Source organism: Pseudomonas lurida, from assembly GCF_002563895.1.
GTDB classification, from domain to species: domain Bacteria; phylum Pseudomonadota; class Gammaproteobacteria; order Pseudomonadales; family Pseudomonadaceae; genus Aquipseudomonas; species Aquipseudomonas lurida.
In genome coordinates this window covers 1,287,735-1,310,430 of record NZ_PDJB01000001.1, presented here as the reverse complement: position 1 = coordinate 1,310,430, position 22,696 = coordinate 1,287,735, and the positions used below count along the sequence as shown (strand labels likewise).

The window sequence follows — 22,696 nt, the reverse complement described above, 5'->3', positions numbered from 1 at the left end:
AATTCCAATACGAAAAAGATCGCGAGGCCAGCCGATGAACCCTTCTACCTTGCCTGCTCCACCGCTTGCCGAAGTGTATGACGTTGCCGTTATCGGTGGCGGGATCAACGGCGTCGGCATCGCAGCAGACGCAGCCGGGCGCGGTTTGTCGGTATTCCTTTGCGAAAAGGACGACCTGGCCAGCCACACGTCTTCTGCCAGCAGCAAATTGATCCACGGCGGCCTGCGCTACCTCGAACATTACGAATTCCGCTTGGTGCGCGAAGCATTGGCCGAGCGTGAAGTATTGCTGGCGAAGGCCCCACACATCGTCAAGCAGATGCGCTTCGTATTGCCGCACCGTCCTCACCTGCGTCCCGCATGGATGATCCGCGCCGGCCTGTTCCTGTACGACCACCTGGGCAAGCGCGAAACACTGGCCGGCTCGAAAAGCTTGAAGTTCGGCCCCGACAGCCCGCTCAAAAGCGAAATCACCAAAGGCTTCGAATACTCCGACTGCTGGGTCGATGACGCTCGCCTGGTGGTGTTGAACGCCATGGCCGCCCGCGAAAAAGGCGCGCACATCCACACCCAGACCCGCTGCGTCAGTGCTCATCGCAGCAAAGGCCTGTGGGAAATGAACATGGAGCGCGCCGATGGCAGCCTGTTCTCGATCCGTGCCCGAGCGTTGGTGAACGCCGCCGGCCCGTGGGTGGCCAAGTTCATCAAGGACGACCTGAAGCTGGACTCGCCTTACGGCATCCGCCTGATCCAGGGCAGCCACTTGATCGTGCCGAAACTGTACGAAGGCGCCCACGCGCATATCCTGCAGAACGAAGACCAGCGGATCGTCTTCACTATTCCGTATCTGAATCACCTGACCATCATCGGCACCACGGACCGCGAATACACCGGCGACCCGGCGAAAGTCGCGATTACCGAAGGCGAAACCGACTACATGCTCAAGGTGGTCAACGCTCACTTCAAGAAACAGCTGAGCCGCGATGATATCGTCCACACTTATTCCGGTGTGCGCCCGCTGTGCAACGACGAGTCGGACAACCCATCGGCCATTACCCGCGACTACACCCTGTCGCTGTCCGGCGGCACGGGCGAGGCGCCAATCCTGTCGGTATTCGGCGGCAAGTTGACCACCTATCGCAAGCTCGCAGAGTCGGCGATGGCGCAACTGGCCCCCTACTTTACCCAGATGCGCCCAAGCTGGACGGCCACGGCAAGTTTGCCCGGTGGCGAAGACATGACCACGCCAGAAGCCCTGGCCGAAGCCATTCGCAACAAGTTCGACTGGGTACCGAGTGAAATCGCACGTCGTTGGTCCACCACCTACGGCAGCCGTACCTGGCGCCTGCTGGAAGGCGTGCAGTCCCAGGCCGACCTCGGTGAGCATCTGGGTGGCGGCTTGTACACCCGCGAAGTCGATTACCTGTGTGCCGAAGAATGGGCGACCCAACCCCAGGACGTCCTGTGGCGCCGTACCAAGCTTGGCCTGTTCACTACCCCCGAAGAGCAGGATAACGTGCAGCGTTACTTGTCCAAGGTCGAGCAGCATCGCAGCAAGATTGAAGCGGCCTGACAGCCCGATACGACAAAAGCCCCTGCGCCGAAAGGCCCAGGGGCTTTTTTTGGCGTTCGGTTTTCCGAACGAGGCGCCTCGACGTATTCGGTTTGCCGGACCCAAAGGCTAGCCATTATTCGTCACACAAAGTTAATCACCCTATAAATCATAGAGTTAGCCTTTTACTGCTGGCCTGGCACGACTCATGCTCTACACTCTTGGACGATTGCCTGGGACGCCTCAGGAGCCGTCACGGGCATTCGCTGTACAAGAGAGCCGTTTAGCCGGCTTCATAAAAAAAACAAATGTCGAGGAAGTATTGATGCGCATCGTTCCCCATATTCTGGGCGCAGCTATCGCTGCTGCTCTGATCAGCACTCCAGTGTTCGCCGCTGAACTCACCGGCACGCTGAAGAAGATCAACGACTCCGGCACCATCACTCTCGCTCACCGCGACAGCTCCATTCCGTTCTCCTACATCGCGGATGGTTCGGGCAAGCCAGTGGGCTATTCCCACGACATTCAGTTGGCCGTTGTCGAGCAACTGAAAAAAGACCTGAACAAACCCGACCTGAAGGCCAAGTACAACCTGGTCACTTCGCAAACCCGTATTCCGCTGATCCAGAACGGCACCGCGGACCTCGAGTGCGGCTCCACCACCAACAACGCCGAACGCGCCCAGCAAGTTGATTTCACCGTCAACATCTTCGAAATCGGCACCCGCCTGCTGGTCAAGAAAGACAAGGATGGCAAGCCGAGCTACGCCGACTTCGCCGACCTGAAAGGCAAGAACGTCGTGACCACCGCCGGCACCACGTCCGAGCGCATCATCAAAGCGATGAACGCCGACAAGCAGATGAGCATGAACGTGATCTCCGCCAAAGACCACGGCGAATCCTTCCAGATGCTGGAAAGCGGCCGCGCCGTTGCCTTCATGATGGACGACGCCTTGTTGGCCGGCGAAGAAGCCAAGGCCAAGAAGCCGGACGACTGGGTCATCACCGGTACCCCGCAATCCTTCGAAGCCTACGCTTGCATGGTTCGTAAAGACGATCCAGCCTTCAAGAAAGCGGTCGATGACGCCATTGTTGCCCTGTACAAATCCGGCGAAATCAACAAGATCTACAGCAAGTGGTTCGAGAGCCCGATCCCACCAAAAGGCCTGAACCTGAACTTCCCGATGAGCGACAAGGTTAAGGAGCTGATCGCTAACCCAAGCGACAAACCAGCACCTGACGTAAAAATCTGATACCTGACTAAGCTTATCTCCTGAGGGAGCCAACCCTCCCTCAGGCGTCTGTTACTACCTGCTGGCTTTACTTTGGAACACTCGACCGGGCGGTTTTCGAGCCGATCGCGTGTGCCTGGCGTTCATCGCCAGGCGGGAATGGATTTTCCCCAAGCGGGTGCTTGTACATCGATCGATCTCGAGGGGAGACCCTAATGAATTACAACTGGGACTGGAGCGTGTTCTTCAAGTCCACTGGCGTGGGCAGCGAGACTTATCTCGACTGGTACATCGCTGGCTTGGGCTGGACCATCGCCATCGCTGTCGTGGCATGGATTATCGCCTTGCTGCTGGGGTCCATTCTGGGCGTCATGCGCACCGTGCCAAACCGCATCGTATCGGGCATCGCGACCTGCTACGTGGAACTGTTTCGTAACGTGCCGCTGCTGGTTCAGCTGTTTATCTGGTACTTCCTGGTACCCGATATGCTGCCGCAGAACCTGCAGGACTGGTACAAACAAGACCTCAACCCGACCACCTCGGCCTACCTGAGCGTTGTGGTGTGCCTCGGCCTGTTCACCGCCGCCCGTGTCTGTGAGCAAGTGCGTACCGGCATCCAGGCGCTGCCACGTGGCCAGGAATCCGCCGCGCGCGCCATGGGCTTCAAGCTGCCGCAGATCTACTGGAACGTGCTGCTGCCCCAGGCCTACCGGATCATCATTCCGCCGCTCACCTCGGAATTCCTCAACGTCTTCAAGAACTCCTCCGTGGCGTCCTTGATCGGCCTGATGGAACTGCTGGCGCAAACCAAACAGACCGCCGAGTTCTCGGCCAACCTGTTTGAAGCCTTCACCCTGGCCACGCTGATCTACTTCACCCTGAACATGAGCCTGATGCTGCTGATGCGCGTGGTCGAGAAGAAAGTCGCGGTGCCCGGCCTGATCTCCGTGGGGGGTAAATAATGGAATTCGATTTCAGCGGCATCATCCCCGCCATCCCGGGCCTGTGGAACGGCATGGTCATGACCCTGCAGTTGATGGTCATGGGCGTGGTCGGCGGTATCGTGCTGGGTACGATCCTGGCGCTGATGCGCCTGTCCTCCAGCAAACTGCTGTCACGTGTGGCTGGCGCCTATGTGAACTACTTCCGCTCGATCCCGCTGCTGCTGGTGATCACCTGGTTCTACCTGGCGGTGCCGTTCGTATTGCGCTGGATCACCGGCGAAGACACCCCGATCGGCGCGTTCACTTCCTGCGTCGTGGCCTTCATGATGTTCGAAGCCGCGTACTTCTGTGAAATCGTGCGGGCCGGCGTGCAGTCGATCCCCAAGGGCCAGATGGCGGCGGCACAGGCAATGGGCATGACCTACAGCCAGACCATGCGCCTGATCATCCTGCCCCAGGCGTTCCGCAAGATGACCCCGTTGCTGCTGCAACAGTCGATCATCCTGTTCCAGGACACCTCGCTGGTCTACACCGTGGGTCTGGTGGACTTCCTCAACTCCGCCCGCTCGAACGGCGACATCATCGGCCGCTCCAATGAGTTCCTGATCTTTGCCGGTGTCGTCTACTTCATCATCAGCTTTTCCGCCTCGCTGCTGGTCAAGCGTCTGCAAAAAAGGTTTGCCGTATGATCTCTATCAAGAACATCAACAAGTGGTATGGCGACTTCCAGGTGCTGACCGATTGCAGCACCGAGGTTAAGAAAGGCGAAGTGATCGTGGTGTGCGGGCCGTCTGGCTCGGGTAAGTCCACCCTGATCAAGTGCGTCAACGCGCTGGAACCGTTCCAGAAAGGCGACGTTGTCGTGGACGGCACCTCGATTGCCGACCCGAAGACAGACCTGCCGAAATTGCGTTCACGCGTGGGCATGGTGTTCCAGCACTTCGAGCTGTTCCCGCACCTGACCATCACCGAAAACCTGACCATCGCGCAGATCAAGGTACTTGGCCGCAGCAAGGAAGAAGCCACCAAGAAGGGCCTGCAACTGCTGGAGCGCGTGGGCCTGTCGGCGCACGCCCACAAGCACCCGGGCCAACTCTCCGGTGGCCAGCAGCAACGTGTGGCCATTGCCCGCGCCCTCGCCATGGACCCGATCGTCATGCTGTTCGACGAACCGACGTCGGCGCTGGACCCGGAAATGGTCAACGAAGTACTCGACGTGATGGTGCAACTGGCCCACGAAGGGATGACCATGATGTGCGTGACCCACGAAATGGGCTTCGCCCGTAAAGTGGCCGACCGCGTGATCTTCATGGACGCCGGCAAGATCATCGAAGACTGCCCGAAAGAAGAATTTTTCGGCGACATCAACGCCCGCTCCGAGCGCGCGCAGCACTTCCTTGAGAAAATCCTGCAGCACTAAGCCCCACAGAGCTTCCACTGCAGAAACCGGGCCCATGTAACAGTGGGCTTGTGTGGGAGCGGGCTTGCTCGCGAAGGCGTAGTGTCAGTCGGTACATTTTTCATTGACCCACCGCCTTCGCGAGCAAGCCCGCTCCCACATTGGACTGCGCAGGCCGGCAAGCTCTGGTTGACCCAAGGCATCTGTGATGAAATGCGACCCCAACCAATTTCGCGCCGCACCGCCATCACTTGCCGTGAAACCACGCCTGATCCGCCAACTGTTCCTGCCACCGTTGATCATCGCCCTGATGATCGGCCTGGGTTATATCGGCTTCTGGATCAGCGAGTACTATGGCATCCGCACCCTCAGCGACACCGGCGAACGCCAACTGGAGCTGCACGCCCGCACTGTCGAAAGCGAACTGAGCAAATACACCTACCTGCCCAGCCTGCTGGAACTGGAGTCCAGCGTCTCCACGCTGCTGGCCGACCCGAACCAGGAAACCCGCAAGACCGTCAACGACTACCTCGAAGGCCTGAACCGACGCAGTCGCAGTCGGGCCATCTACGTGATGGACACCACCGGCCGCGTGCTGGCCACCAGCAACTGGCGCGATGCCGACAGTTACCAGGGTGAAGACCTGTCGTTCCGCGCGTATTTCCAGAACGCCGTGCGTGGCCAGCCTGGGCGTTTCTATGGCATCGGCAGCACCAACGGCGAACCCGGCTACTACCTGGCCCACGGCCTGGAAGAGCACGGCAAGATCATCGGCGTCGCCGTGGTCAAGGTACGCCTCGAAGCGTTGGAAGAACGCTGGCAACGCGCACGTCTCGAAGCCTTCGTGAGTGATGAGAACGGCATCATTATTCTCTCCAGCGACCCGGCCCGCCGCCTCAAGGCCGTGCGCCCGCTAAGCGATGACACCAAGGACCGCCTGGCCCACAGCCTCCAATATTACTGGGCGACGCTCAACGAGCTCGAACCCCTGGCCCGCGAACGCCTGAACGAAGGCACCGAGAAGTTGACCTTTCCGGCCAACAGCGAAGTGGTCAACGACGAGCATGAGGTCAGTTACCTGGCCCAAACCCGCCCGCTCAACGACACACCGTGGAATTTCACCCTGCTCACCCCGCTCAACGACCTGCGCCGCGCAGCGATCAACCAGGGCATCCTGGTGGCGGTTGCGTTTGGCCTGGTGGCGTTTTTGCTGATTGCCTGGAACGAGCGTCGCAAAGTTATCGCCACCCGCCTCGCCGCGCGTGAAGCCCTGCAGGAAGCCAACAGCCAACTGGAGAGGCGGATTGCCGAACGCACCGCCGACCTGCGCGCCAGCAACGAACGGCTCAAGGGCCAGATTCGTGAACGGCGCCAGGCCGAGGAAACCCTGCGCCGCGCCCAGGATGAGCTGGTGCAGGCCGGCAAGCTGGCAGCCATCGGCCAGATGTCGACCAGCATTGCCCACGAATTGAACCAGCCGCTGGCAGCGCTGCGTACCCTGTCCGGCAACACCGTGCGCTTCCTTGAGCGCGGCGCCTTGGACACGGCCAGCGCCAACCTCAAGACCATCAACGAACTGATCGACCGCATGGGCCGCATCACCGCCAGCCTGCGCTCCTTCGCCCGGCGTGGTGACGACCAGGGCGAAGCCAGCCTCGCCAAGGCGGTGGACGCCACGTTCCAAGTACTCGGCGCACGCCTGGACAGCCAGCCACTGACCCTGCACCGTGACTTTTCCAACGCCCAACTGCAAATCGACCAGACGCGCCTGGAACAGATCCTGGTCAACCTGATTGGCAATGCCCTCGACGCCATGCAAGCGCAACCGGCCCCCGAACTCTGGCTGGAAGGCAGCAGCAGCGAGGGCAAATACCGCCTGCAAGTGCGCGACAATGGCCACGGTATCGACCCCGAGGCACGCAAGCATTTGTTCGAACCGTTCTTCACCACCAAACCCGGCGAGCAAGGCCTGGGCCTGGGCCTGACGCTGTCCGCCAGCCTGGCGGCGGCCACCGGCGGCACCCTCGCCGTGGAACACCCGGCCAGTGGTGGAACGGCCTTTGTCTTGTGCCTGCCTCTGGCGGGCGCTCAAAAAGCTGAGTCGACATGAATACAGACGCTACAGCCCTTAAAGACGACCTCACCGTACTGATCGTCGAAGACGACCCCCATGTGCTGCTGGGTTGCCAGCAAGCGTTGGCCCTGGAAGACATTCCCAGCGTCGGCGTGGGCAGTGCCGAAGAAGCGTTGAAGCGCATCGGCGAGAACTTCGCGGGCATTGTCATTAGTGATATTCGCTTGCCGGGGATCGACGGCCTGGAACTGCTCACGCGCCTCAAGGCTTTGGACAAGAGCCTGCCAGTGGTGCTGATCACCGGGCACGGCGATATTTCCATGGCCGTCGGCGCCATGCGCAACGGCGCCTACGACTTCATGGAAAAACCCTTCTCCCCCGAACGCCTGGTGGACGTGGCCCGCCGCGCCCTGGAGCAACGCGGGCTAGCGCGCGAAGTCTGGTCGCTGCGCCGCCAACTGGCCGAGCGCGACTCGCTGGAAGGCCGCATCATTGGCCGCTCGCCGGCCATGCAAAACCTGCGTGAGCTGATCGCCAACGTTGCCGACACGTCGGCCAACGTGCTGATCGAGGGCGAGACCGGCACCGGCAAGGAACTGGTCGCGCGCTGCCTGCATGATTTCAGCCGGCGCCACGACCATCAGTTCGTCGCGCTGAACTGCGGAGGCCTGCCGGAGAACCTGTTCGAAAGCGAGATCTTCGGCCACGAAGCCAATGCGTTTACCGGTGCCGGCAAGCGTCGTATCGGCAAGATCGAACACGCCCACGAAGGCACGTTGTTCCTCGACGAAGTGGAAAGCATGCCGATCAACCTGCAGATCAAGTTGCTGCGGGTGCTGCAGGAACGCACCCTGGAACGCCTGGGTTCGAACCAGAGCGTGTCGGTGGATTGCCGGGTGATCGCCGCCACCAAGTCTGACCTCGATGAACTGAGCCGCGCCAACCAGTTCCGCAGCGACCTGTATTACCGCCTCAATGTGGTGACCCTGGAACTGCCGCCGCTGCGTGAGCGCCGCGAAGACATCCTGCAACTGTTCGAACATTTCCTGCAGCAGTCGTCCCTACGTTTTGACCGCAGTGTGCCGGAGCTGGACAACCAGACCCTGTCCAGCCTGATGAGCCACGACTGGCCCGGCAACGTGCGCGAACTGCGCAATGTCGCCGAACGCTTCGCCCTCGGCCTGCCCGCCTTCAAGAAAAGCGGCGCCAGCAGCGGCAGCCATGGCCTGGCCTTCACCGAGGCGGTGGAAGCCTTCGAACGCAACCTGCTCAACGATGCGCTGCAACGCAGCGGCGGCAACCTGACCCAGGCCAGCCAGGAACTGGGAATGGCCAAGACCACGCTGTTCGACAAAGTCAAAAAATACGGGTTGAGCCACTGATGGATCTGGTATTGAAGGCCGCCCTCGGCGCGGCAGTGGTGTTGATTCTGGCCGCGCTGGCCAAGACCAAAAACTATTACATCGCCGGTTTGGTGCCACTGTTTCCGACCTTTGCGCTGATTGCCCACTACATCGTCGGCAAGGGCCGTTCGGTGGACGATTTGAAGACCACGATCCTGTTCGGGATGTGGTCGATCATTCCGTACTTTGTGTACCTGGCCACGTTGTATGTGATGGTGGACCGGATGCGCTTGGAGGCGTCACTCGCGGTAGCGGCGGTCGCCTGGTTGATGGCCGCGACGATATTGGTCAGCGTCTGGGTCCGCATCCATTCCTGACCCCGCTCGGTCAAACAATATGGGCGCTGGTTTGCCGGCGATGGCACCGCCTGGGTGTGCCTCCTATACCGAGTCGCCTGCATCGCCGGCAAGCCAGCTCATACACCTAGCTGCTTTTGATCCACCCACTCAGGCCGGCTGCCAGGCCGCCTTGCTCTTGCTGTTGATCTTGATCTTAGGCGCCCCGTCAAACACGCTGGCCGGAATTCGACAGGGATTTGGGGGGTAAACCGGCAGGGATGCCGGTTTAGCTGCCCCGCGCCATGGAGGGCGCGTGGCGGCGGCCCCCCAAATCACTGTCGGATTACGGGCACACCGAGCCTAGGCGAGGTGCCGAGTGTTGGGGCAAGAGCCTTTTGGTTACTTTGGGGCTTTTCCAAAGTGACCCGCTGTAAGAGCGGAACCCATAGCAGCCGTTACCTAGATAACGGATATGTACCCGGTCTGATCCAATCTCCTGGTCGTCTGTCAGGCCGCCTTCGCGGGCAAGCCCGCTCCCACATTTGGATCGTGGCCTTACCGGTAGATTGCGGTCGGCTGTCAGGCCCCCTTCGCAGGCAAGCCCGCTCCCACAGTTGGATCGTGGCCTTACCGGTAGATTGCGGTCGGCTGTCAGGCCGCCTTCGCGGGCGAGCCAGATCCCACAGTTGCATCGGTGGCTGACCCAGCGATCAGCGCACGATTTTGTCGACCTGGATGCCCAACTTCTTCAGGCGATACCAGAAGCTGCGCTCGGAAATCCCGATCTTCGCCGCCGCAGCAGCCTGCACCCCATTGCTCTCCTGCAACGCCGCCAGAATATAGGCCTTCTCCACCTCCGCCAGCGCCGCGTCCAAATCCTGGGGAATGCCCGGCCCGTCGCTGAGGATGGCCGTTACGCCGCCCTCGCTCGGCTTCGACGCAAACAGGTAACCCGGCAGGTCGATGTCTTCGATCACTGGCGACGCCGCAACGATGGTCGCGCGCTCCACGCAGTTCTGCAGCTCGCGGATATTGCCCGGCCAGTGATACGCCGCCATGGCCTGCAACGCTTCGGCACTGAAACCGGTAATGCGTTTGCCGGCGGTGGCGCTCAGGGTCTGGGCGAAGTGACGGGCCAGTGGCGCAATGTCTTCCACCCGCTCGCGCAGCGCGGGCAACGGGATCGGGAACACGTTGAGGCGGTAATACAGGTCTTCGCGAAACTCCTTGTTGGCCACCGCGTCCAGCAGGTTCTTGTTGGTGGCGGCGATCACCCGCACATCCACCTTGCGCTCGCGGGGATCGCCTACCGGTTCGATCACGCGCTCCTGCAATGCACGCAAAATCTTGGCTTGCAACGCCAGGGGCATATCGCCCACTTCGTCGAGAAACAGCGTGCCCTTGTCGGCTTGCTGGAAGCGCCCTACCCGATCAGCCACGGCACCGGTGAACGCGCCTTTGCGGTGACCGAACATCTCGCTTTCCAGCAGGCCCTCCGGGATGGCCGCGCAGTTGACCGCCACGAACGGTTTGTCAGCACGGCTGCCGTGCTTGTGGATGGCGCGGGCGACCATTTCCTTGCCAGTACCGCTTTCGCCGGTCAGCAGGATGGTAGCGCTGCTGTCGCGCACCGAGTCCACTGCTTGCAGCACTTTGCGAAATGCCGGGCTGTCGCCCACCAGGCTGTCGAACTGCGCATGCTCGTCCAACTCGGCACGCAAGCGCGCATTGTCGCGCATGATGTCGCGAAACTGCAGGGCCTTGGCCACGGTGATGTCCAGCTCGTCGATGTCAAACGGCTTGGCGATGTAGTCGTAGGCGCCGTTGCGCATCGACTGCACGGCGTTTTTCACGGTGCTGTAGGCGGTCATCACGATCACGGGTACGTGGGGGTAGCGCACCTTGATCTCGGCCAGCAGCGCCGGCCCGTCCATGCCCGGCATGCGCCAGTCGCTGATCACCAGGTCGATGTCTTCCTGCTCCAGCACCTTGAGCGCGTGCAGGCCGTTGCCGGCGATAAACACCTGCACGTTGTTCTGGCCCAGGGCCGACGCCAGCAGGTCGCAGAGCTTGGGTTCGTCGTCGACTACCAGAATGTTATGCGTCATGACTGTCCTCGTCGTCTTCGCCAATCGCCGGAATGTACAGGCTGAAGGTGGCGCCGGCATCTTTCTCGCTGGCACATTCGATGCTGCCGTCGTGACTTTCCATGATCGAATAGACTTTGGCCAGGCCCAGCCCGGTGCCTGACGCCTTGGTGGTGACGAATGGCGTGAAGATACGCTCGATCATGTCCGCCGGAATGCCCTGGCCAGTGTCGGCGATGCTGATCACGGTGTTGTCGTCGTGCGTGCGAATGCCCAGGGTCAGGCGCCCGCCTTCGGGCATTGCATCGATGGCGTTGATAATCAGGTTGAGGCATGCCTGCTTGAGCTGCTTGGCGTCCGCGTAGATCGTCGCCCCCGGCGCCTGGTCATCGATGTGCGCGTCGATGTTGTGGGTGGCCAGTTCCGGGGCACAGAAGCCGAGTATTTCCTCCACCAGCGGGCGCACGGGCTGCAACACGCGCAACGGCGGGTTGGGCTTGGCGAAGTCGAGGAACTCGGTGATCAGGTCGTTGATGCGGCTGACTTCACTGATCACGTATTCCAGATGACGCTTGTCGGTGTCCGGCAGGTCGGCGCGGCGGTGCAGCAGTTGCGTGGCCGTCTTGATGATGCCCAGCGGGTTACGGATCTCGTGGGCCAGGCCCATGGCGACTTCACCCAGGGCGTGCAGGCGATCACGCCGGCGCAACTGGGCTTCGAGGTGATGCAACTCTCCCAGGCGCTCGGTCATATGGTTGAAGGTGCTGCTCAACTGCGCCAGTTCGTCACCGCCGCTGACCACCACACGGTGCGCGTAATTGCCGGAGATCACCGCGCTCACGCCTTGGGACAGGTCGCGCAACGGCTTGGTCAGGCGCCGTGACACCAACACCCCCGCCGCCAACGACAGTGCCGAGCTGAGCAGGAAGATCAGCACGAACAGATTGCTCTGGTTCACCAGCCCCACCAGGCTGGTGTGGCGCAGCAGGCCACTGAAGATAACGCCCTGCAAGTCGCCGGCGTCGTTGAAGATTGGCCAGTAGAGACCGCTGTAGTTATTGGTGAACTGTTCGCTGGGCTGCTTGGTGCTGCGCATCGCGGTTTCGACATTCTTGGGAATGCGCGAGGGGTGATCCTCGAAGCGCTGGGTCGAAAAGATTTCGGAGAAACCCTCGGGGTTCGCCAGGTACAGGCGCAGGTCGAGGGAATGCACATCGGCCACGCTGGTGAGGAAACTGCTGTCCAGGTACGTAGCCACCAGCAGCAGGTAATCGACGCCGTCCTGCGTGGTCTCGAAGGTGGACACCACGATGCCGGTGCTCACCCCGGCCACCTGCACCGTCTGCAACACCGCATTGCTGGTCAGGCTGATCTGCTTGACGATGTCGTCGGAGGCGGTGCTGAACACCAGTTTGTGGTCACTGACGCGGATCAGTGCGACCACGTCGATATCCGTCGCATCGGCAATGTCGGCGGTCAGCCGGTCATGCTTGGCCGCCTGCCGGTTGGAGGGTGGGCTGGTATAGCGCAGGAACAGCTTGGCCATGCGTGCGTTGTCATGAAGGATGTCGCCGATCTCGTCCTTGACGATCTTGGTCGACTCCTGCAGCCAGATGCGCACGTTGCTGTCGAAGATCTGCGACAACGTGGTAGCGGCCAACTCGGCCGCGATCATGGTGGGAATCACGCTGACCAACCAGAACGCCAGCACCAGCTTGCGCTGGACGCTCCAACGCGAAATGGCAAAGGGGCGGGCTTTCTGGCGGGTCTTGGTGATCATCAGGTTTCGCTTATCGCAGCAGCCATGGCAGGGTCGGAACGATCCGGTCGAATAAACAGTTTTACAAACATGAGCAGGCCGTTGACCAGCCGGTTGCGGTGGCGGAAAAACACACTGTTGCCCTGGAACTCGCAGCCCAGGCGCAGCTTACTGGCATACCCGGCCTGCCCGCACTCATACAACGCAATATTGTGCTCAATACAGTAGTCGACATTGGTCAACCAACTGCGAAAGTACAGGTTGTAGTCGCGGGTGAATTCGACGTCATGCCCGAAGAATTTATCCACCAACCGGTGTTCATCCACCAGGACCAGGTTGAACGCCACCAGGTGCTCGTCCACCCAGTAAAGAACACAGACCGCGCGTTCATCAAGCCGTTCGAGCACGCCAGTGAAGTAGCCGGCGGGCAGCCGCTCGAATTGCAATTCGGCGCGCGTGAGCGTGGCCTCGTACAGGCGCATGACCTCGGGAAGCACGTCGTCGATGTTGCGCCGCCACTCCACCCGCGGCCCCGGCGCGCGCAGTTTGCGGCGCAGGTCCTTGCGGGTGGATTTACCCAGCGAGCCCAGGTAGGCGTCCACCGAACCGTACGGCAGCGGCAATACGCCCGAGGGCAAGCTCGGCATGCTTTGGAAGCCTGCCGCCCGGCAACTCTCGAGCCAATGCGGGTCTTTGCTCGGCGCGTCCTTGACCGCCACCAGGCCGACGCCAAACTCATCGGCATCCCGGCGCGCAGCCTGCAGCAGGTGCTTGAGCAACAGCGGACGACTCGCGTGCGGCACGCCGCTGGCGAAACCGGCGTCGCAACGTTCGGCCACCGGCGAACCAAGGGCGTATAGCCCCAGTTGCAAAAGCCCCGGCCACAGGCGCTCCACACGCTCGGCCAAGCGCTTGCCGGCACCCGACACCGTGGTGTCGAGGCGATAATGAGTGATGAACGCGGCAGCCACCGCCACCAGCGTTCCATCCTGGTAAACCGCCAGGTACCGCCACTGGAAATCAGCAATGGCGGCGTTTTCCACGGCGACGTAATAGTCCCAGTCCTCCAAGGCACCCGGAAAACAGTCGTTCCAGGCGCTGCGCTGGAGGGCCCGGATGGTCGGGAACGCTTGGGTGGTAATCACAGGTTTCCCTTATTTCTTGGGCCAGCACCGATCAGATGTGCACGTGCGTGTGTGGCAGCTGGCTTGCCTGCGATGGCATCGCCTCGGTTTCATTGATAGACCGAGGTGTCCGCATCGCGGGCAAACCAGCTCCCACATCGACCCGCGTTGGTTTTAAGCCCGCGTGCTGCTCGACGAAGTCGGCACTCAACTCGATCACCCGCCGGTATTGCAGGTCGACCGTGATCATGTGGTAACAGTTGTCCAACAGGATCTTGGTCACCGGCCCGCCGAGATGGCGCTCCACGTAGTCCGCGTTCCAGCGGCTGGTGATGTCATCCTCGATGGAGTGCAGCACCAGTGCCGGCACCTTGATCTGCGGCATGCGTTTCTTGACCACGGCGTTCATCCAGTGCAATTCCCGGACAGTCACCCCTTCCATCGTCAACAAGCCCGCTTCGCTGCTTTCGCCTTCTTTCATCTGCCGTTCAACGATGGCACGCAAACGTTCGTTCTTGATGCCGTAGGGTGGCTTTTCGGTAAAGCGGAACAGACGCACACCAAACGGGATACGGATCAACAACGGCGTGATGAATGCCATTTTGTTGATGCTCCAGCCGTCGTACTTGAGCGTTGTGGAGTACATCAGCAACCCGGCCACTTCGCCCGGATGCTCCGACGCCAGGTACATCGACATGACCGCGCCCATGGACAAGCCACCGACAAACACCTGCGGGTGTCGCTGTTTGACACCCACGAAGGTCTTGCGCACGCCTTCGTACCAGTCGCGCCAGCCGGTGGCTTGCAGGTCGCTGTTGTCGCCGCAATGCCCGGCCAGGGTGGGCACGTACACCGTGCAGTTACCCGCCTTGGCCAGGCCCTTGGCGACCTGGCGCAATTCCGTCGGGGTGCCGGTCAGGCCGTGGATCAACAGGATCCCGACCGGACCTTCACCGAGAACGAAGCCGGCATCACCTTCACCGAGGTCGATCTCTGCCTGGCTCACCGGCGAGTCGCCCGCACCAGCAGTTGTTCGAGCAGCTTCAGGCCCAGCTCGATTTCCGGATAGCTGATTTCCAGGGACGGTGCCAGGGTGATCACGTTTTTGTAGTAACCGCCCACATCGAGGATCAGGCCGAGTTTCTGGCCGTCTACCACCATGTCGCCCTTCATGCCTTCTTCGACCATGTAGTCCAGGGTCGCCTTGTCCGGCGTGAAACCATCCGGGCCGCAGATTTCGCAGCGCAGCGCCAGGCCCAGGCCGTCGACATCGCCGATGATCGGGAAACGTTTCTGCAGGTCTTGCAGGCCTTCGAGGAAGAACTTGCCCTTGGCCATGACCATCGCGCCGTAGTCGACTTCGTTGGTCATCTTGAACATTTCCAGGCCTACCGCCGTGCCCAACGGGTTGGAGGCAAAGGTGGAGTGAGTCGAACCTGGCGGGAAGACTTTCGGGTTGATCAACTCTTCACGGGCCCAGATGCCACCCAGTGGGTTGAGGCCGTTGGTCAGTGCCTTGCCGAACACGATCACGTCCGGCTGCACGTCGAAGTGCTCGATCGACCACAACTTGCCGGTGCGGTAGAAGCCCATCTGGATTTCATCGGACACCATCAGGATGCCGTGCTGGTCCAGCACGTGCTTGAGTTCGCGGTAGAAGTTCATCGGCGGGATCACGTAGCCACCGGTGCCCTGGATCGGTTCGACGTAAAACGCGGCGTATTCGCTCTGGCCGACTTTCGGGTCCCATACACCGTTGTATTCGGTCTCGAACAGGCGCGCAAATTGCTGCACGCAGTGGCTGCCGTATTCTTCCTTGGTCATGCCTTTCGGGCCACGGAAGTGATACGGAAACGGGATGAACTGCGCGCGCTCGCCGAAGTGGCCGTAGCGGCGACGGTAGCGGTAGCTGGAGGTGATCGACGACGCGCCGAGGGTACGTCCGTGGTAGCCGCCCTCGAAGGCAAACATCAGGCTCTTGCCGTTCGTGGCGTTACGCACCACTTTCAGGGAGTCTTCGATGGACTGCGAACCGCCGACGTTGAAGTGCACGCGACCGTCGAGGCCAAACTTCTTCTTGGCGTCGACCGCGATCATTTCCGACAGCTCGATCTTGCCCTTGTGCAGGTACTGGCTGGCGATTTGCGGCAGGGTGTCGATCTGCTGTTTCAGCGCGTTGTTCAGGCGCGGGTTGGCGTAGCCGAAGTTGACCGCCGAGTACCACATTTGCAGGTCAAGGTAGGCCTGGTCTTCGGTGTCCCACACGTAGGAGCCTTCGCAGCGGCTGAAAATACGTGGCGGCTCGATGTAGTGGACGGTGTCGCCGTAGGAGCAGTACTTGGCTTCTTTATCCAGAAGCACCTGGTCTTCGGCGGTAGCGATACGGATATCAGACATGATGGAAGAGTTCCTGATTGTCAGCAGCAGTAAAGGAGGTGGCGTTGGCGGCAATGCCTTGTGGCAGCAGCGCCAGCAATGCGGGCACTTCGGCAAACGTGTCGAAGCGCGCGTGAGGGAGGTTGTTGGCCACGCAGTAGTCGGCGAGGCTGCCCTTGGCAAACACGAAGTCGGCGGTGGAGGCCACGCACATGTCGGACTTGCCATCGCCGATCACCAGCACGCGCTTGTTGCGCGGGGTGGACTTGCACTTGCAGTTGCCGGAGGCGGCGCGGCAGGCATCGCTGGCATACGGGAAGTCGATGCGCCAGCTGTTCTGGTCGACCTGGCGCAGGCGGTTGGCGAGGATCGGCAGCAAGGTCACGTAGTTGCGTGACAGGATCCGCGCGATGCCCTGCTCGATGCCGTCGCTGACCACCTCGATGGACGCGCCCAGGCCGATCACGTGATCGACGAAGTCCGGGAAGTCCGGATCGATCTCGACACTGTCGAAATACGCCAGCAGCTGCGAAGGCGTGGCCTTGATCAGTGCCAGTTGGCGGCTCAGGCATTCGCGTGAACCGATATGCCCATCCAGCCATTCCTGTTCGATGGTTTCCCACTCGGGGCCGGCGAAGCGTTGGAGGACGTTGTCGATGACATCGGTGGGGGTAATGGTCCCGTCGAAGTCACACACGATATGCCAGTGGATCATTGCGTTTACCTTAGGAGGAGCGCGCTCTGTGCGCTTGCAACAGGGGTAGAGCAGGGACTGTGCCAACTGGCGCAAGCCCAGCGGGGCTGGGGCTTTGCTCGGCATGAAGGGTGATTTGTGTCGTGGGAGCTACAATTTTTGTAGCTTGCTACAAACAAGATGAGTGCTTGCGCGAGGGCGGCCGTTCGCGCGTTCATGCGCACGTAATCAATCAAGGAACAGTGACCATGTTGAGGATCACTTGCGCTGCACTGGCCGGTTTACTGGGCCTCTGGAGCGTTTCAAACGCGGCTCAGGCCGACGGTATCACCGGCGAAGTCGGTGCAGGCGTCAGCTACCAACCCCATGACCCTACCGGCAGCCGCTACGAAACGCGGCCCGTTCCCTATTTCGATCTGGACTGGGGCACTCTCAGCCTGAGTACCGATGACGGCTTGACCTGGAGCGCCCTGGACAGCAACGGCTTTACCGCCGGCCCGTACATCAACTACCTGCAGGGACGCACCTCGAACGGCGCGCTGCAGGGGCTGCGCAATGTGTCGGACATGGCCGAGGTAGGGGGTTTCATCCAATACGCGCCGGCTGATTTCTGGCGGGTGTATGCACAGCTGGGCCAAGCCGTCGGCGGTGGCCACTCGCAGAGCGGCGCACTGGGCAAGGTCGGTGGCGAGCTTGGCTATCCGCTGGGCAACGGGATTATCGGTAGCAGTGGCTTGGTGGCGCACTTCGCCGATGCACGCCAGACCCAGACGTTTTTCGGCGTGGATGACAACGAGGCGGCCGCGTCGGGTATTCGCCCGTACAACGCCAGCGGTGGCTTCCAGAACGTGACGCTGACCCAGAGTTTCGAGTTTCCCCTGGCGGCCAAATGGTCGTTGTTGACCAGCGCCAGCTGGGTACACCTGGTGGGCTCGGCGGCGGACAGCAGCATCGTCCGGCAGACCGGCGACGTGAACCAGGGCCAAGTGCAGACGGCCATCAGCTATACGTTCGATTGAGGTTGGTCTGGGGTTTGCAATGAGGTCCTGGAATCCATTTTTCCAGGACATTCCTCATGGCTCGCCCCGCTTACCGCCTGCTGCATCACTCACTCTGGGACCTGGTGCCCATCGCCCTGGGCCTGGCGCATTTCGCCTTTGTCATCTGGCTGGTTACCGCTTTCCACAGCCTGAGCTGGTGGGCCCTGGTTCCGCTGGCTCTGGTCTACGCAGTGAGCCTGTCGTGGAGCATCAACAGCATCTCCCACAACCAGATCCACAACGCCTACTTCACCCACCGTGCGATGAACCGGGCCTTCGACCTGCTGCTGTCGGTGACCATCGGGTTTTCCCAGACGCTCTACCGCGATATCCACAACCGCCATCACCGTGGCAACGCCGACCTGCCCGGCCCGGATGGCAAAACCATCGACCCGCTGTCGATCTACCAGCGCGGCCACAATGGCGAGCCGGAGAACCCCTGGGCCTATACCTTCCTGAGTTTTTTCCGCGACGATCCCAAGCCGTTCTATGACGAAATGAAGCGCAAGCGCCCGGCCGATGCGCGCTGGGTCAAGGTCGAGATCGGCGTGACCGTGGCGTTCTATATCGCCCTGGCGTTCTACAACTGGCAGGCGGTGCTGTGGCTATTGCCGTTCTGGTACCTGGGCCAGTGCCTGTCATCGCTCAACGGATACTACGAACACTTCGGTGGCAACCCTGACCTGCCGATTGCCTGGGGCGTGAGTTCCTACAGCGTGCTGTACAACCTGATCTGGATGAACAACGGCTACCACGCCGAACACCACTACCGGCCGAAGATGCACTGGACCAAAGTGAAGGCGTTTCATCGGGAGATTGCCCAACAGCAGCGTGAGGCGGGGGTCAAGGCGATTTCGGTGTCACACGGGTTGGGCTTCCTGGTGGCGCACCGCAAACCCTGACCTGCAGGAGCCGGCAAGCCGACTCCTGCAGGGGACCGTCAGTTTTCTTCGCCTTCGGCCAGGAGGGCGATGCCGGCGATAATCACCGCCACCCCCACCCAGTGCAGCGGGCTGATATGTTCTCCCAGCCCCAGCCACGACCCCAGCAGCACCACCACAAACACCAGTGAGCTCAGCGGAAACGCCAAGGACAGGCTGCTGCGCCGCAGGATCAGCATCCACACGAAAAACGCACCGATGTAACTGGCAATCGCCGCCAGGATCCCAGGGTTGCGGGCCACCTCGCCCAGCCATTGCCAGTTGAAATCCATCTGGCCCAATTGATCCCCAGCCACTTTGGTAAACAGCTGGCCGGCGCTTTCGGTGCCGATCAACAAGGCCCACAGCACCACCGTGCCGAAGCGCCCGTGCAGCCATCCCGTATTCATCGTCTGCGTACTCATGCCTGACTCCCCGCAATCGCGACCAACATCACACCCAAGGTAATCACCAGCGTACCCAACCAACGGCGGCGGCTGACGGTCTCGCCCAGCACCACCTTGCCTGCCAGCACCACGCCGCAATACGCCAGCGCGGCGGCTGGAAACAGCAGGCTCAACGGTGCACGGGACAAGGCCTCGAGCCACACGAAGAATTCGATCGCATAGGCGCCGATCCCGGCCCACAGCAGCGGCGCATTGAACACCTGGCCCCAGAACGCGTTCAGGCGAAAGCCGCCCTCCAGCTCGGGCAACCGGTCCAGGCCGATCTTGAAACACAGCTGGCCGATCACATCGAGCACGATGGAAAACGCCACCAGCAACACGACGGTCAGGGTCACGGGAACAGCTCCTCAAACAGGTCGATCAGGGCTTCATTGGTGGCGGCGTTGCGCTGCAGGTCCGCCGCGCTCCAGCGCTCCGGCGGCGGCTGGTCGGACTTGGCCTCCCAGCGCTTGAACGCATTGCTGAAGGCAGGCTGGGCAAACTCGCCGCACACGTCGATGCCGATGATGCGCTTGCGCGCCGCCAAGGCCCGCAGGGCTTGCAGCAGGTGAGTCAGGCGCATGCCGCCCTGGTCCCAGTTGGTCGCCGCGTCTTCACTGGCGAGCACGTCTTTGTCGACGGTGATCCAGATCGCCTCGGTGGGCAGGCTGCTGATCATCTGCTCCAGGAAAGCCGTCCACTCCAGCTCGGCCAGGTTGCGCCAGTGCAGGTGGTCTTCCTGCTGCCGATGGCCGGCGCCGTCCCCTACCCGCCCCCAGACCTTGGAAGGCGCATGCTGCCAGGGAAACAGCTGCAAATGCCCGCGCTTGAGGGCGCCAAGGTTGCCACCCCGCAGTTGCGGGTTATGCAGGTCATCGCTGCACGGGCCGAGGGTGACGATGCGTTTGATCGCCGGCATTTTCAGCGCGCGGTTGACCCATGAACCACAGTGGCGCTTGGGCGCAAAGCGTACCCAGTCGGGGTGGTTGTCGAAATGGATCAGGCTGATGGGCTCTTTGAGATCGGCGAGAAACGCCGGCGTAAGGTGGTGATAATCACCGGAGCCGACAAACAGGATTTCCGGCCGCGCATCCGTGGGCCGGGGCCGTTGGGCCAGGCGTTCGGTGAAACGCTTCCAGGTTTTTTCGGTGGACCACAGGCGCAGCTTGGGCCCTAGGTCCAGCAGGTCGATACGGGTGGCGCGGCCACTGGCCAGGCGCCGGGCAATCGGGGCCTGGCCCGTGAGGCTGTGGTCGAGGTCAAGAATGTTCAAGGCAATGTGCCCCCTAATGGCTTTAGGGGGTCAATGCAAGGGACGGGCCAGCACAACTCTTGAAGACGGTGACTGACCAATGTGGGAGCGGGCTTGCTCGCGAATGCGGTAAATCAGTCACTGAAGTGTTGACTGCCCCACCGCATTCGCGAGCAAGCCCGCTCCCACATTTTGAACCGTGATCGGCTTTAGTTTTTCGCGTCGTTGATGATCTGGCGAATCGCACCCACAAAGGCTTCTGCCGGCTGGCCACCGCTCACGGCGTACTGGTCGTTGAACACGATGGTCGGCACCGAGCTCACGCCACGGGAGATCCACAGCTGCTCTTGCTCACGCACGTCGGCGGCGTATTCATCGGAGGCGAGAATCTCGGCCGCCCGCTTGATATCCAGGCCGACGCTTTCGGCGATGATCGCCAGGGTGGCGTGGTCGGACGGGTCCTGCCCATCGGTGAAGTAGGCCTTGAACAGCGCTTCCTTGAGGTTGTATTGCAAGCCTTCGAGCCCGGCCCAGTGCAGTAGGCGGTGTGCGTCGAAGGTGTTGTAGATACGGCTCTGGCCATCGGTACGAAAGGCAAAGCCCAACTCGGCGCCCATGTCGCGGATACGCGCACGGTTGGCCTGGGATTCTTCGGCGGTGGAGCCGTATTTCTCGGTGATGTGCTCGACGATGTTCTGACCGATGGCAGGCATGTTCGGGTTCAGTTCGAACGGTTGGAAATGGATCTCGGCCTGCACTTCGGCGCCAAGCTGGTCGAGGGCTTCGGTCAGGCCGCGCAGGCCGATGATGCACCAGGGGCAGGACACGTCGCTGACGAAATCGATTTTCAGGGGAGTACTCATGGCAGGCAACCTCGCTGGCTTGAATGGGCCGCAAAGGTTGCACGATACACCAATGTCACAGCAGCTTCGAAGGGGCGACCGGATCGACCTGCGCCCAGTGCGCGGCGTCCTCGCGATGCGCTTGCAGGTACGGCAGCACCGCCGCCAGCAACGGCGCCTTGAAGGCTTCCTGGAAACGATGGGCCAGGCCGGGGATCAGCTTCAATTGGCTGCCCTGGATATGCGCCGCCAGGTGCACGCCATGCATCACCGGCAGCAACGGGTCGGCGGTACCGTGCACCACCAGGGTCGGCACGCGCAATTGGTTGAGCAACGGCACACGGCTCGGCTCGGCGAGGATCGCCATGATCTGGCGCTTCACGCCGTCCGGGTTGAAGGCCCGGTCATAGGACAGCGCCGCCTGGTGCAACAAGGCCTGGCGATCATCCTTTACGTTCGGGCTGCCCAGCGCGGCGAGCAGATCGGCTTGTTGCTCCAAGGCCACTTCACGGTTCGGCGCGCTGCGCCGCGACAGCAATTGCACCAGCGCCGCATTCGGTGCCGGCAGGCCTTCGGCGCCGGAACTGGTCATGATCAGTGTGAGGCTCTCGACCCGCTGCGGCGCCATGGCGGCCAGGTGCTGGGCGATCATCCCGCCCATGCTCGCCCCCAGCACGTGGAATTGCTCGATCTGCAAGGCGTCCATCAGGCCGATGGCGTCATCGGCCATGTCGGTCAAGGTGTACGGCGCCGCCACCGGCAGGCCGAGCTTGTAGCGCAACACCTCGAAGGTCAGGTTGGCATTCGCGGGCGCCTGGCGCCAAGTGGACAAGCCGACGTCACGGTTGTCATAACGGATCACCCGAAACCCTTGCTGGCACAGGGCAACGACGACTTCGTCGGGCCAATGAATCAACTGCCCACCCAGCCCCATCACCAGCAGCAAGGCCGGGTCGGACGCACGGCCGATGCTCTGGTAGGCGATGCTCACCTGAGCCAGGTCGACCGTTTGGGTCGGGACATTGACGTCACATCGAGAAGCCGCAAAAGACGGCAGGCCGAACAATAGAGCGGCCAGTAAAAGCAACACGCGCATGAAAAACACCGAAACGCAGAACCCCAGTAGAGCGCGAGTCTGATGAAGTTTGTTCAAGCGCGCTGCCACAGTTACGTGACAGTTTGATGAAGAGTGCTCAACGGTCCTGGTGGACCTGCTTGTCGACAGGCCTGCCAACATGAGACAAACTCACGGCCTTTCGATTCGTCACAAATTGT

General features: G+C 61.4%; 21 protein-coding genes. 10 read left to right on the top strand and 11 right to left on the bottom strand.

The genetic code is table 11. The features are described from left to right. Window positions 1-34: 34 nt before the first annotated feature. The 8 genes from glpD (at window position 35) to ATH90_RS05835 (ending at window position 8,920) form a co-directional block, all read left to right on the top strand. Window positions 35-1,573 (top strand): glycerol-3-phosphate dehydrogenase, encoded by a 1,539-nt coding sequence (gene glpD, locus ATH90_RS05870; protein ID WP_034102401.1) that lies wholly within the window; start codon window positions 35-37, stop codon window positions 1,571-1,573. A 304-nt stretch (window positions 1,574-1,877) separates the two neighbouring features. After that, complete coding sequence (locus ATH90_RS05865) at window positions 1,878-2,804, top strand: glutamate/aspartate ABC transporter substrate-binding protein (RefSeq protein WP_034102400.1); 927 nt, start codon at window positions 1,878-1,880, stop codon at window positions 2,802-2,804. A 194-nt stretch (window positions 2,805-2,998) separates the two neighbouring features. Further along, entirely contained in the window at window positions 2,999-3,745 is a 747-nt protein-coding gene (locus tag ATH90_RS05860; RefSeq protein WP_098465863.1) for an amino acid ABC transporter permease, read from the top strand. Continuing rightward, entirely contained in the window at window positions 3,745-4,416 is a 672-nt protein-coding gene (locus ATH90_RS05855; RefSeq protein ID WP_034102399.1) for an amino acid ABC transporter permease, read from the top strand. The genes ATH90_RS05860 and ATH90_RS05855 overlap by 1 nt, the downstream gene beginning before the upstream one ends. Beyond that, window positions 4,413-5,147 carry an amino acid ABC transporter ATP-binding protein gene (locus tag ATH90_RS05850; RefSeq protein WP_034102398.1) on the top strand — a complete coding sequence of 245 codons (735 nt, stop codon included), beginning with the start codon at window positions 4,413-4,415 and terminating at the stop codon, window positions 5,145-5,147. The genes ATH90_RS05855 and ATH90_RS05850 overlap by 4 nt, the downstream gene beginning before the upstream one ends. Window positions 5,148-5,334: 187 nt before the next feature. Then, on the top strand, window positions 5,335-7,236 hold the full coding sequence (gene aauS, locus ATH90_RS05845) for a two-component sensor histidine kinase AauS (RefSeq protein WP_034102397.1): 1,902 nt from the start codon (window positions 5,335-5,337) through the stop codon (window positions 7,234-7,236). Then, window positions 7,233-8,582, top strand: coding sequence for a two-component response regulator AauR (aauR, locus tag ATH90_RS05840; RefSeq protein ID WP_034102396.1), 1,350 nt, complete (start codon window positions 7,233-7,235; stop codon window positions 8,580-8,582). The genes aauS and aauR overlap by 4 nt, the downstream gene beginning before the upstream one ends. After that, window positions 8,582-8,920, top strand: a complete 339-nt coding sequence (locus ATH90_RS05835) for a GlpM family protein (protein ID WP_034102395.1) — start codon at window positions 8,582-8,584, stop codon at window positions 8,918-8,920. Before aauR ends, ATH90_RS05835 begins: the two co-directional genes overlap by 1 nt. A gap of 671 nt (window positions 8,921-9,591) precedes the next feature. Here ATH90_RS05835 and ATH90_RS05830 read toward each other — a convergent pair. The 6 genes from ATH90_RS05830 to ATH90_RS05805 are packed head-to-tail and all read right to left on the bottom strand — an operon-like array spanning window position 9,592 to window position 16,942. Further along, window positions 9,592-10,989 (bottom strand): sigma-54-dependent transcriptional regulator, encoded by a 1,398-nt coding sequence (locus tag ATH90_RS05830; protein WP_034102394.1) that lies wholly within the window; start codon window positions 10,987-10,989, stop codon window positions 9,592-9,594. Further along, window positions 10,979-12,748 (bottom strand): sensor histidine kinase, encoded by a 1,770-nt coding sequence (locus ATH90_RS05825; protein WP_069021991.1) that lies wholly within the window; start codon window positions 12,746-12,748, stop codon window positions 10,979-10,981. The genes ATH90_RS05830 and ATH90_RS05825 overlap by 11 nt, the downstream gene beginning before the upstream one ends. Then, on the bottom strand, window positions 12,748-13,872 hold the full coding sequence (locus tag ATH90_RS05820) for a GNAT family N-acetyltransferase (RefSeq protein WP_098465862.1): 1,125 nt from the start codon (window positions 13,870-13,872) through the stop codon (window positions 12,748-12,750). The genes ATH90_RS05825 and ATH90_RS05820 overlap by 1 nt, the downstream gene beginning before the upstream one ends. A 31-nt stretch (window positions 13,873-13,903) precedes the next feature. Beyond that, window positions 13,904-14,857 carry an alpha/beta hydrolase gene (locus ATH90_RS05815; RefSeq protein ID WP_034102391.1) on the bottom strand — a complete coding sequence of 318 codons (954 nt, stop codon included), beginning with the start codon at window positions 14,855-14,857 and terminating at the stop codon, window positions 13,904-13,906. Further along, the gene (locus ATH90_RS05810; protein ID WP_034102390.1) at window positions 14,854-16,248 is read right to left on the bottom strand and encodes an aspartate aminotransferase family protein; all 1,395 of its coding nucleotides are present in this window, start codon (window positions 16,246-16,248) and stop codon (window positions 14,854-14,856) included. The genes ATH90_RS05815 and ATH90_RS05810 overlap by 4 nt, the downstream gene beginning before the upstream one ends. Continuing rightward, window positions 16,241-16,942: an HAD-IB family phosphatase gene (locus tag ATH90_RS05805; protein WP_098465861.1), complete on the bottom strand. Its 702-nt coding sequence runs from the start codon at window positions 16,940-16,942 to the stop codon at window positions 16,241-16,243. Before ATH90_RS05805 ends, ATH90_RS05810 begins: the two co-directional genes overlap by 8 nt. Before the next feature lie 227 nt (window positions 16,943-17,169). On the opposite strand from ATH90_RS05805, the gene ATH90_RS05800 reads away from it, so the two are divergent. Then, window positions 17,170-17,940: a MipA/OmpV family protein gene (locus tag ATH90_RS05800; RefSeq protein ID WP_034102388.1), complete on the top strand. Its 771-nt coding sequence runs from the start codon at window positions 17,170-17,172 to the stop codon at window positions 17,938-17,940. Between the two features lie 56 nt (window positions 17,941-17,996). After that, complete coding sequence (locus tag ATH90_RS05795; RefSeq protein ID WP_069021983.1) at window positions 17,997-18,863, top strand: fatty acid desaturase; 867 nt, start codon at window positions 17,997-17,999, stop codon at window positions 18,861-18,863. Between the two features lie 38 nt (window positions 18,864-18,901). Here ATH90_RS05795 and ATH90_RS05790 read toward each other — a convergent pair whose 3' ends face one another. The 5 genes from ATH90_RS05790 to ATH90_RS05770 all read right to left on the bottom strand — a co-directional run bounded on the left by ATH90_RS05790 (window position 18,902) and on the right by ATH90_RS05770 (window position 22,517). Further along, on the bottom strand, window positions 18,902-19,306 hold the full coding sequence (locus ATH90_RS05790) for an EamA family transporter (protein WP_069021980.1): 405 nt from the start codon (window positions 19,304-19,306) through the stop codon (window positions 18,902-18,904). After that, window positions 19,303-19,683 (bottom strand): DMT family transporter, encoded by a 381-nt coding sequence (locus ATH90_RS05785; RefSeq protein WP_034102385.1) that lies wholly within the window; start codon window positions 19,681-19,683, stop codon window positions 19,303-19,305. The genes ATH90_RS05790 and ATH90_RS05785 overlap by 4 nt, the downstream gene beginning before the upstream one ends. Continuing rightward, entirely contained in the window at window positions 19,680-20,600 is a 921-nt protein-coding gene (locus tag ATH90_RS05780) for an arginase family protein (RefSeq protein WP_069021977.1), read from the bottom strand. The genes ATH90_RS05785 and ATH90_RS05780 overlap by 4 nt, the downstream gene beginning before the upstream one ends. Window positions 20,601-20,788: 188 nt before the next feature. Next, window positions 20,789-21,442, bottom strand: coding sequence for a DsbA family oxidoreductase (locus ATH90_RS05775; RefSeq protein WP_034102383.1), 654 nt, complete (start codon window positions 21,440-21,442; stop codon window positions 20,789-20,791). Between the two features lie 55 nt (window positions 21,443-21,497). Continuing rightward, window positions 21,498-22,517 carry an alpha/beta fold hydrolase gene (locus ATH90_RS05770; protein ID WP_034102382.1) on the bottom strand — a complete coding sequence of 340 codons (1,020 nt, stop codon included), beginning with the start codon at window positions 22,515-22,517 and terminating at the stop codon, window positions 21,498-21,500. Between the last annotated feature and the right edge of the window lie 179 nt (window positions 22,518-22,696).

What these genes read in the sequence shown, in the direction of transcription:
- ATH90_RS05825 (WP_069021991.1), bottom strand. Translation starts at nt 12,748, where the DNA reads ATGATCACCAAGACCCGCCAGAAAGCCCGCCCCTTTGCCATTTCGCGT.
- ATH90_RS05810 (WP_034102390.1), bottom strand. Translation starts at nt 16,248, where the DNA reads ATGTCTGATATCCGTATCGCTACCGCCGAAGACCAGGTGCTTCTGGAT.
- glpD (WP_034102401.1), top strand. Translation starts at nt 35, where the DNA reads ATGAACCCTTCTACCTTGCCTGCTCCACCGCTTGCCGAAGTGTATGAC.
- ATH90_RS05860 (WP_098465863.1), top strand. Translation starts at nt 2,999, where the DNA reads ATGAATTACAACTGGGACTGGAGCGTGTTCTTCAAGTCCACTGGCGTG.
- ATH90_RS05805 (WP_098465861.1), bottom strand. Translation starts at nt 16,942, where the DNA reads ATGATCCACTGGCATATCGTGTGTGACTTCGACGGGACCATTACCCCC.
- ATH90_RS05800 (WP_034102388.1), top strand. Translation starts at nt 17,170, where the DNA reads ATGTTGAGGATCACTTGCGCTGCACTGGCCGGTTTACTGGGCCTCTGG.
- ATH90_RS05795 (WP_069021983.1), top strand. Translation starts at nt 17,997, where the DNA reads ATGGCTCGCCCCGCTTACCGCCTGCTGCATCACTCACTCTGGGACCTG.
- ATH90_RS05770 (WP_034102382.1), bottom strand. Translation starts at nt 22,517, where the DNA reads ATGCGCGTGTTGCTTTTACTGGCCGCTCTATTGTTCGGCCTGCCGTCT.
- ATH90_RS05855 (WP_034102399.1), top strand. Translation starts at nt 3,745, where the DNA reads ATGGAATTCGATTTCAGCGGCATCATCCCCGCCATCCCGGGCCTGTGG.
- ATH90_RS05790 (WP_069021980.1), bottom strand. Translation starts at nt 19,306, where the DNA reads ATGAGTACGCAGACGATGAATACGGGATGGCTGCACGGGCGCTTCGGC.
- aauR (WP_034102396.1), top strand. Translation starts at nt 7,233, where the DNA reads ATGAATACAGACGCTACAGCCCTTAAAGACGACCTCACCGTACTGATC.
- aauS (WP_034102397.1), top strand. Translation starts at nt 5,335, where the DNA reads ATGAAATGCGACCCCAACCAATTTCGCGCCGCACCGCCATCACTTGCC.
- ATH90_RS05775 (WP_034102383.1), bottom strand. Translation starts at nt 21,442, where the DNA reads ATGAGTACTCCCCTGAAAATCGATTTCGTCAGCGACGTGTCCTGCCCC.
- ATH90_RS05830 (WP_034102394.1), bottom strand. Translation starts at nt 10,989, where the DNA reads ATGACGCATAACATTCTGGTAGTCGACGACGAACCCAAGCTCTGCGAC.
- ATH90_RS05865 (WP_034102400.1), top strand. Translation starts at nt 1,878, where the DNA reads ATGCGCATCGTTCCCCATATTCTGGGCGCAGCTATCGCTGCTGCTCTG.
- ATH90_RS05835 (WP_034102395.1), top strand. Translation starts at nt 8,582, where the DNA reads ATGGATCTGGTATTGAAGGCCGCCCTCGGCGCGGCAGTGGTGTTGATT.
- ATH90_RS05850 (WP_034102398.1), top strand. Translation starts at nt 4,413, where the DNA reads ATGATCTCTATCAAGAACATCAACAAGTGGTATGGCGACTTCCAGGTG.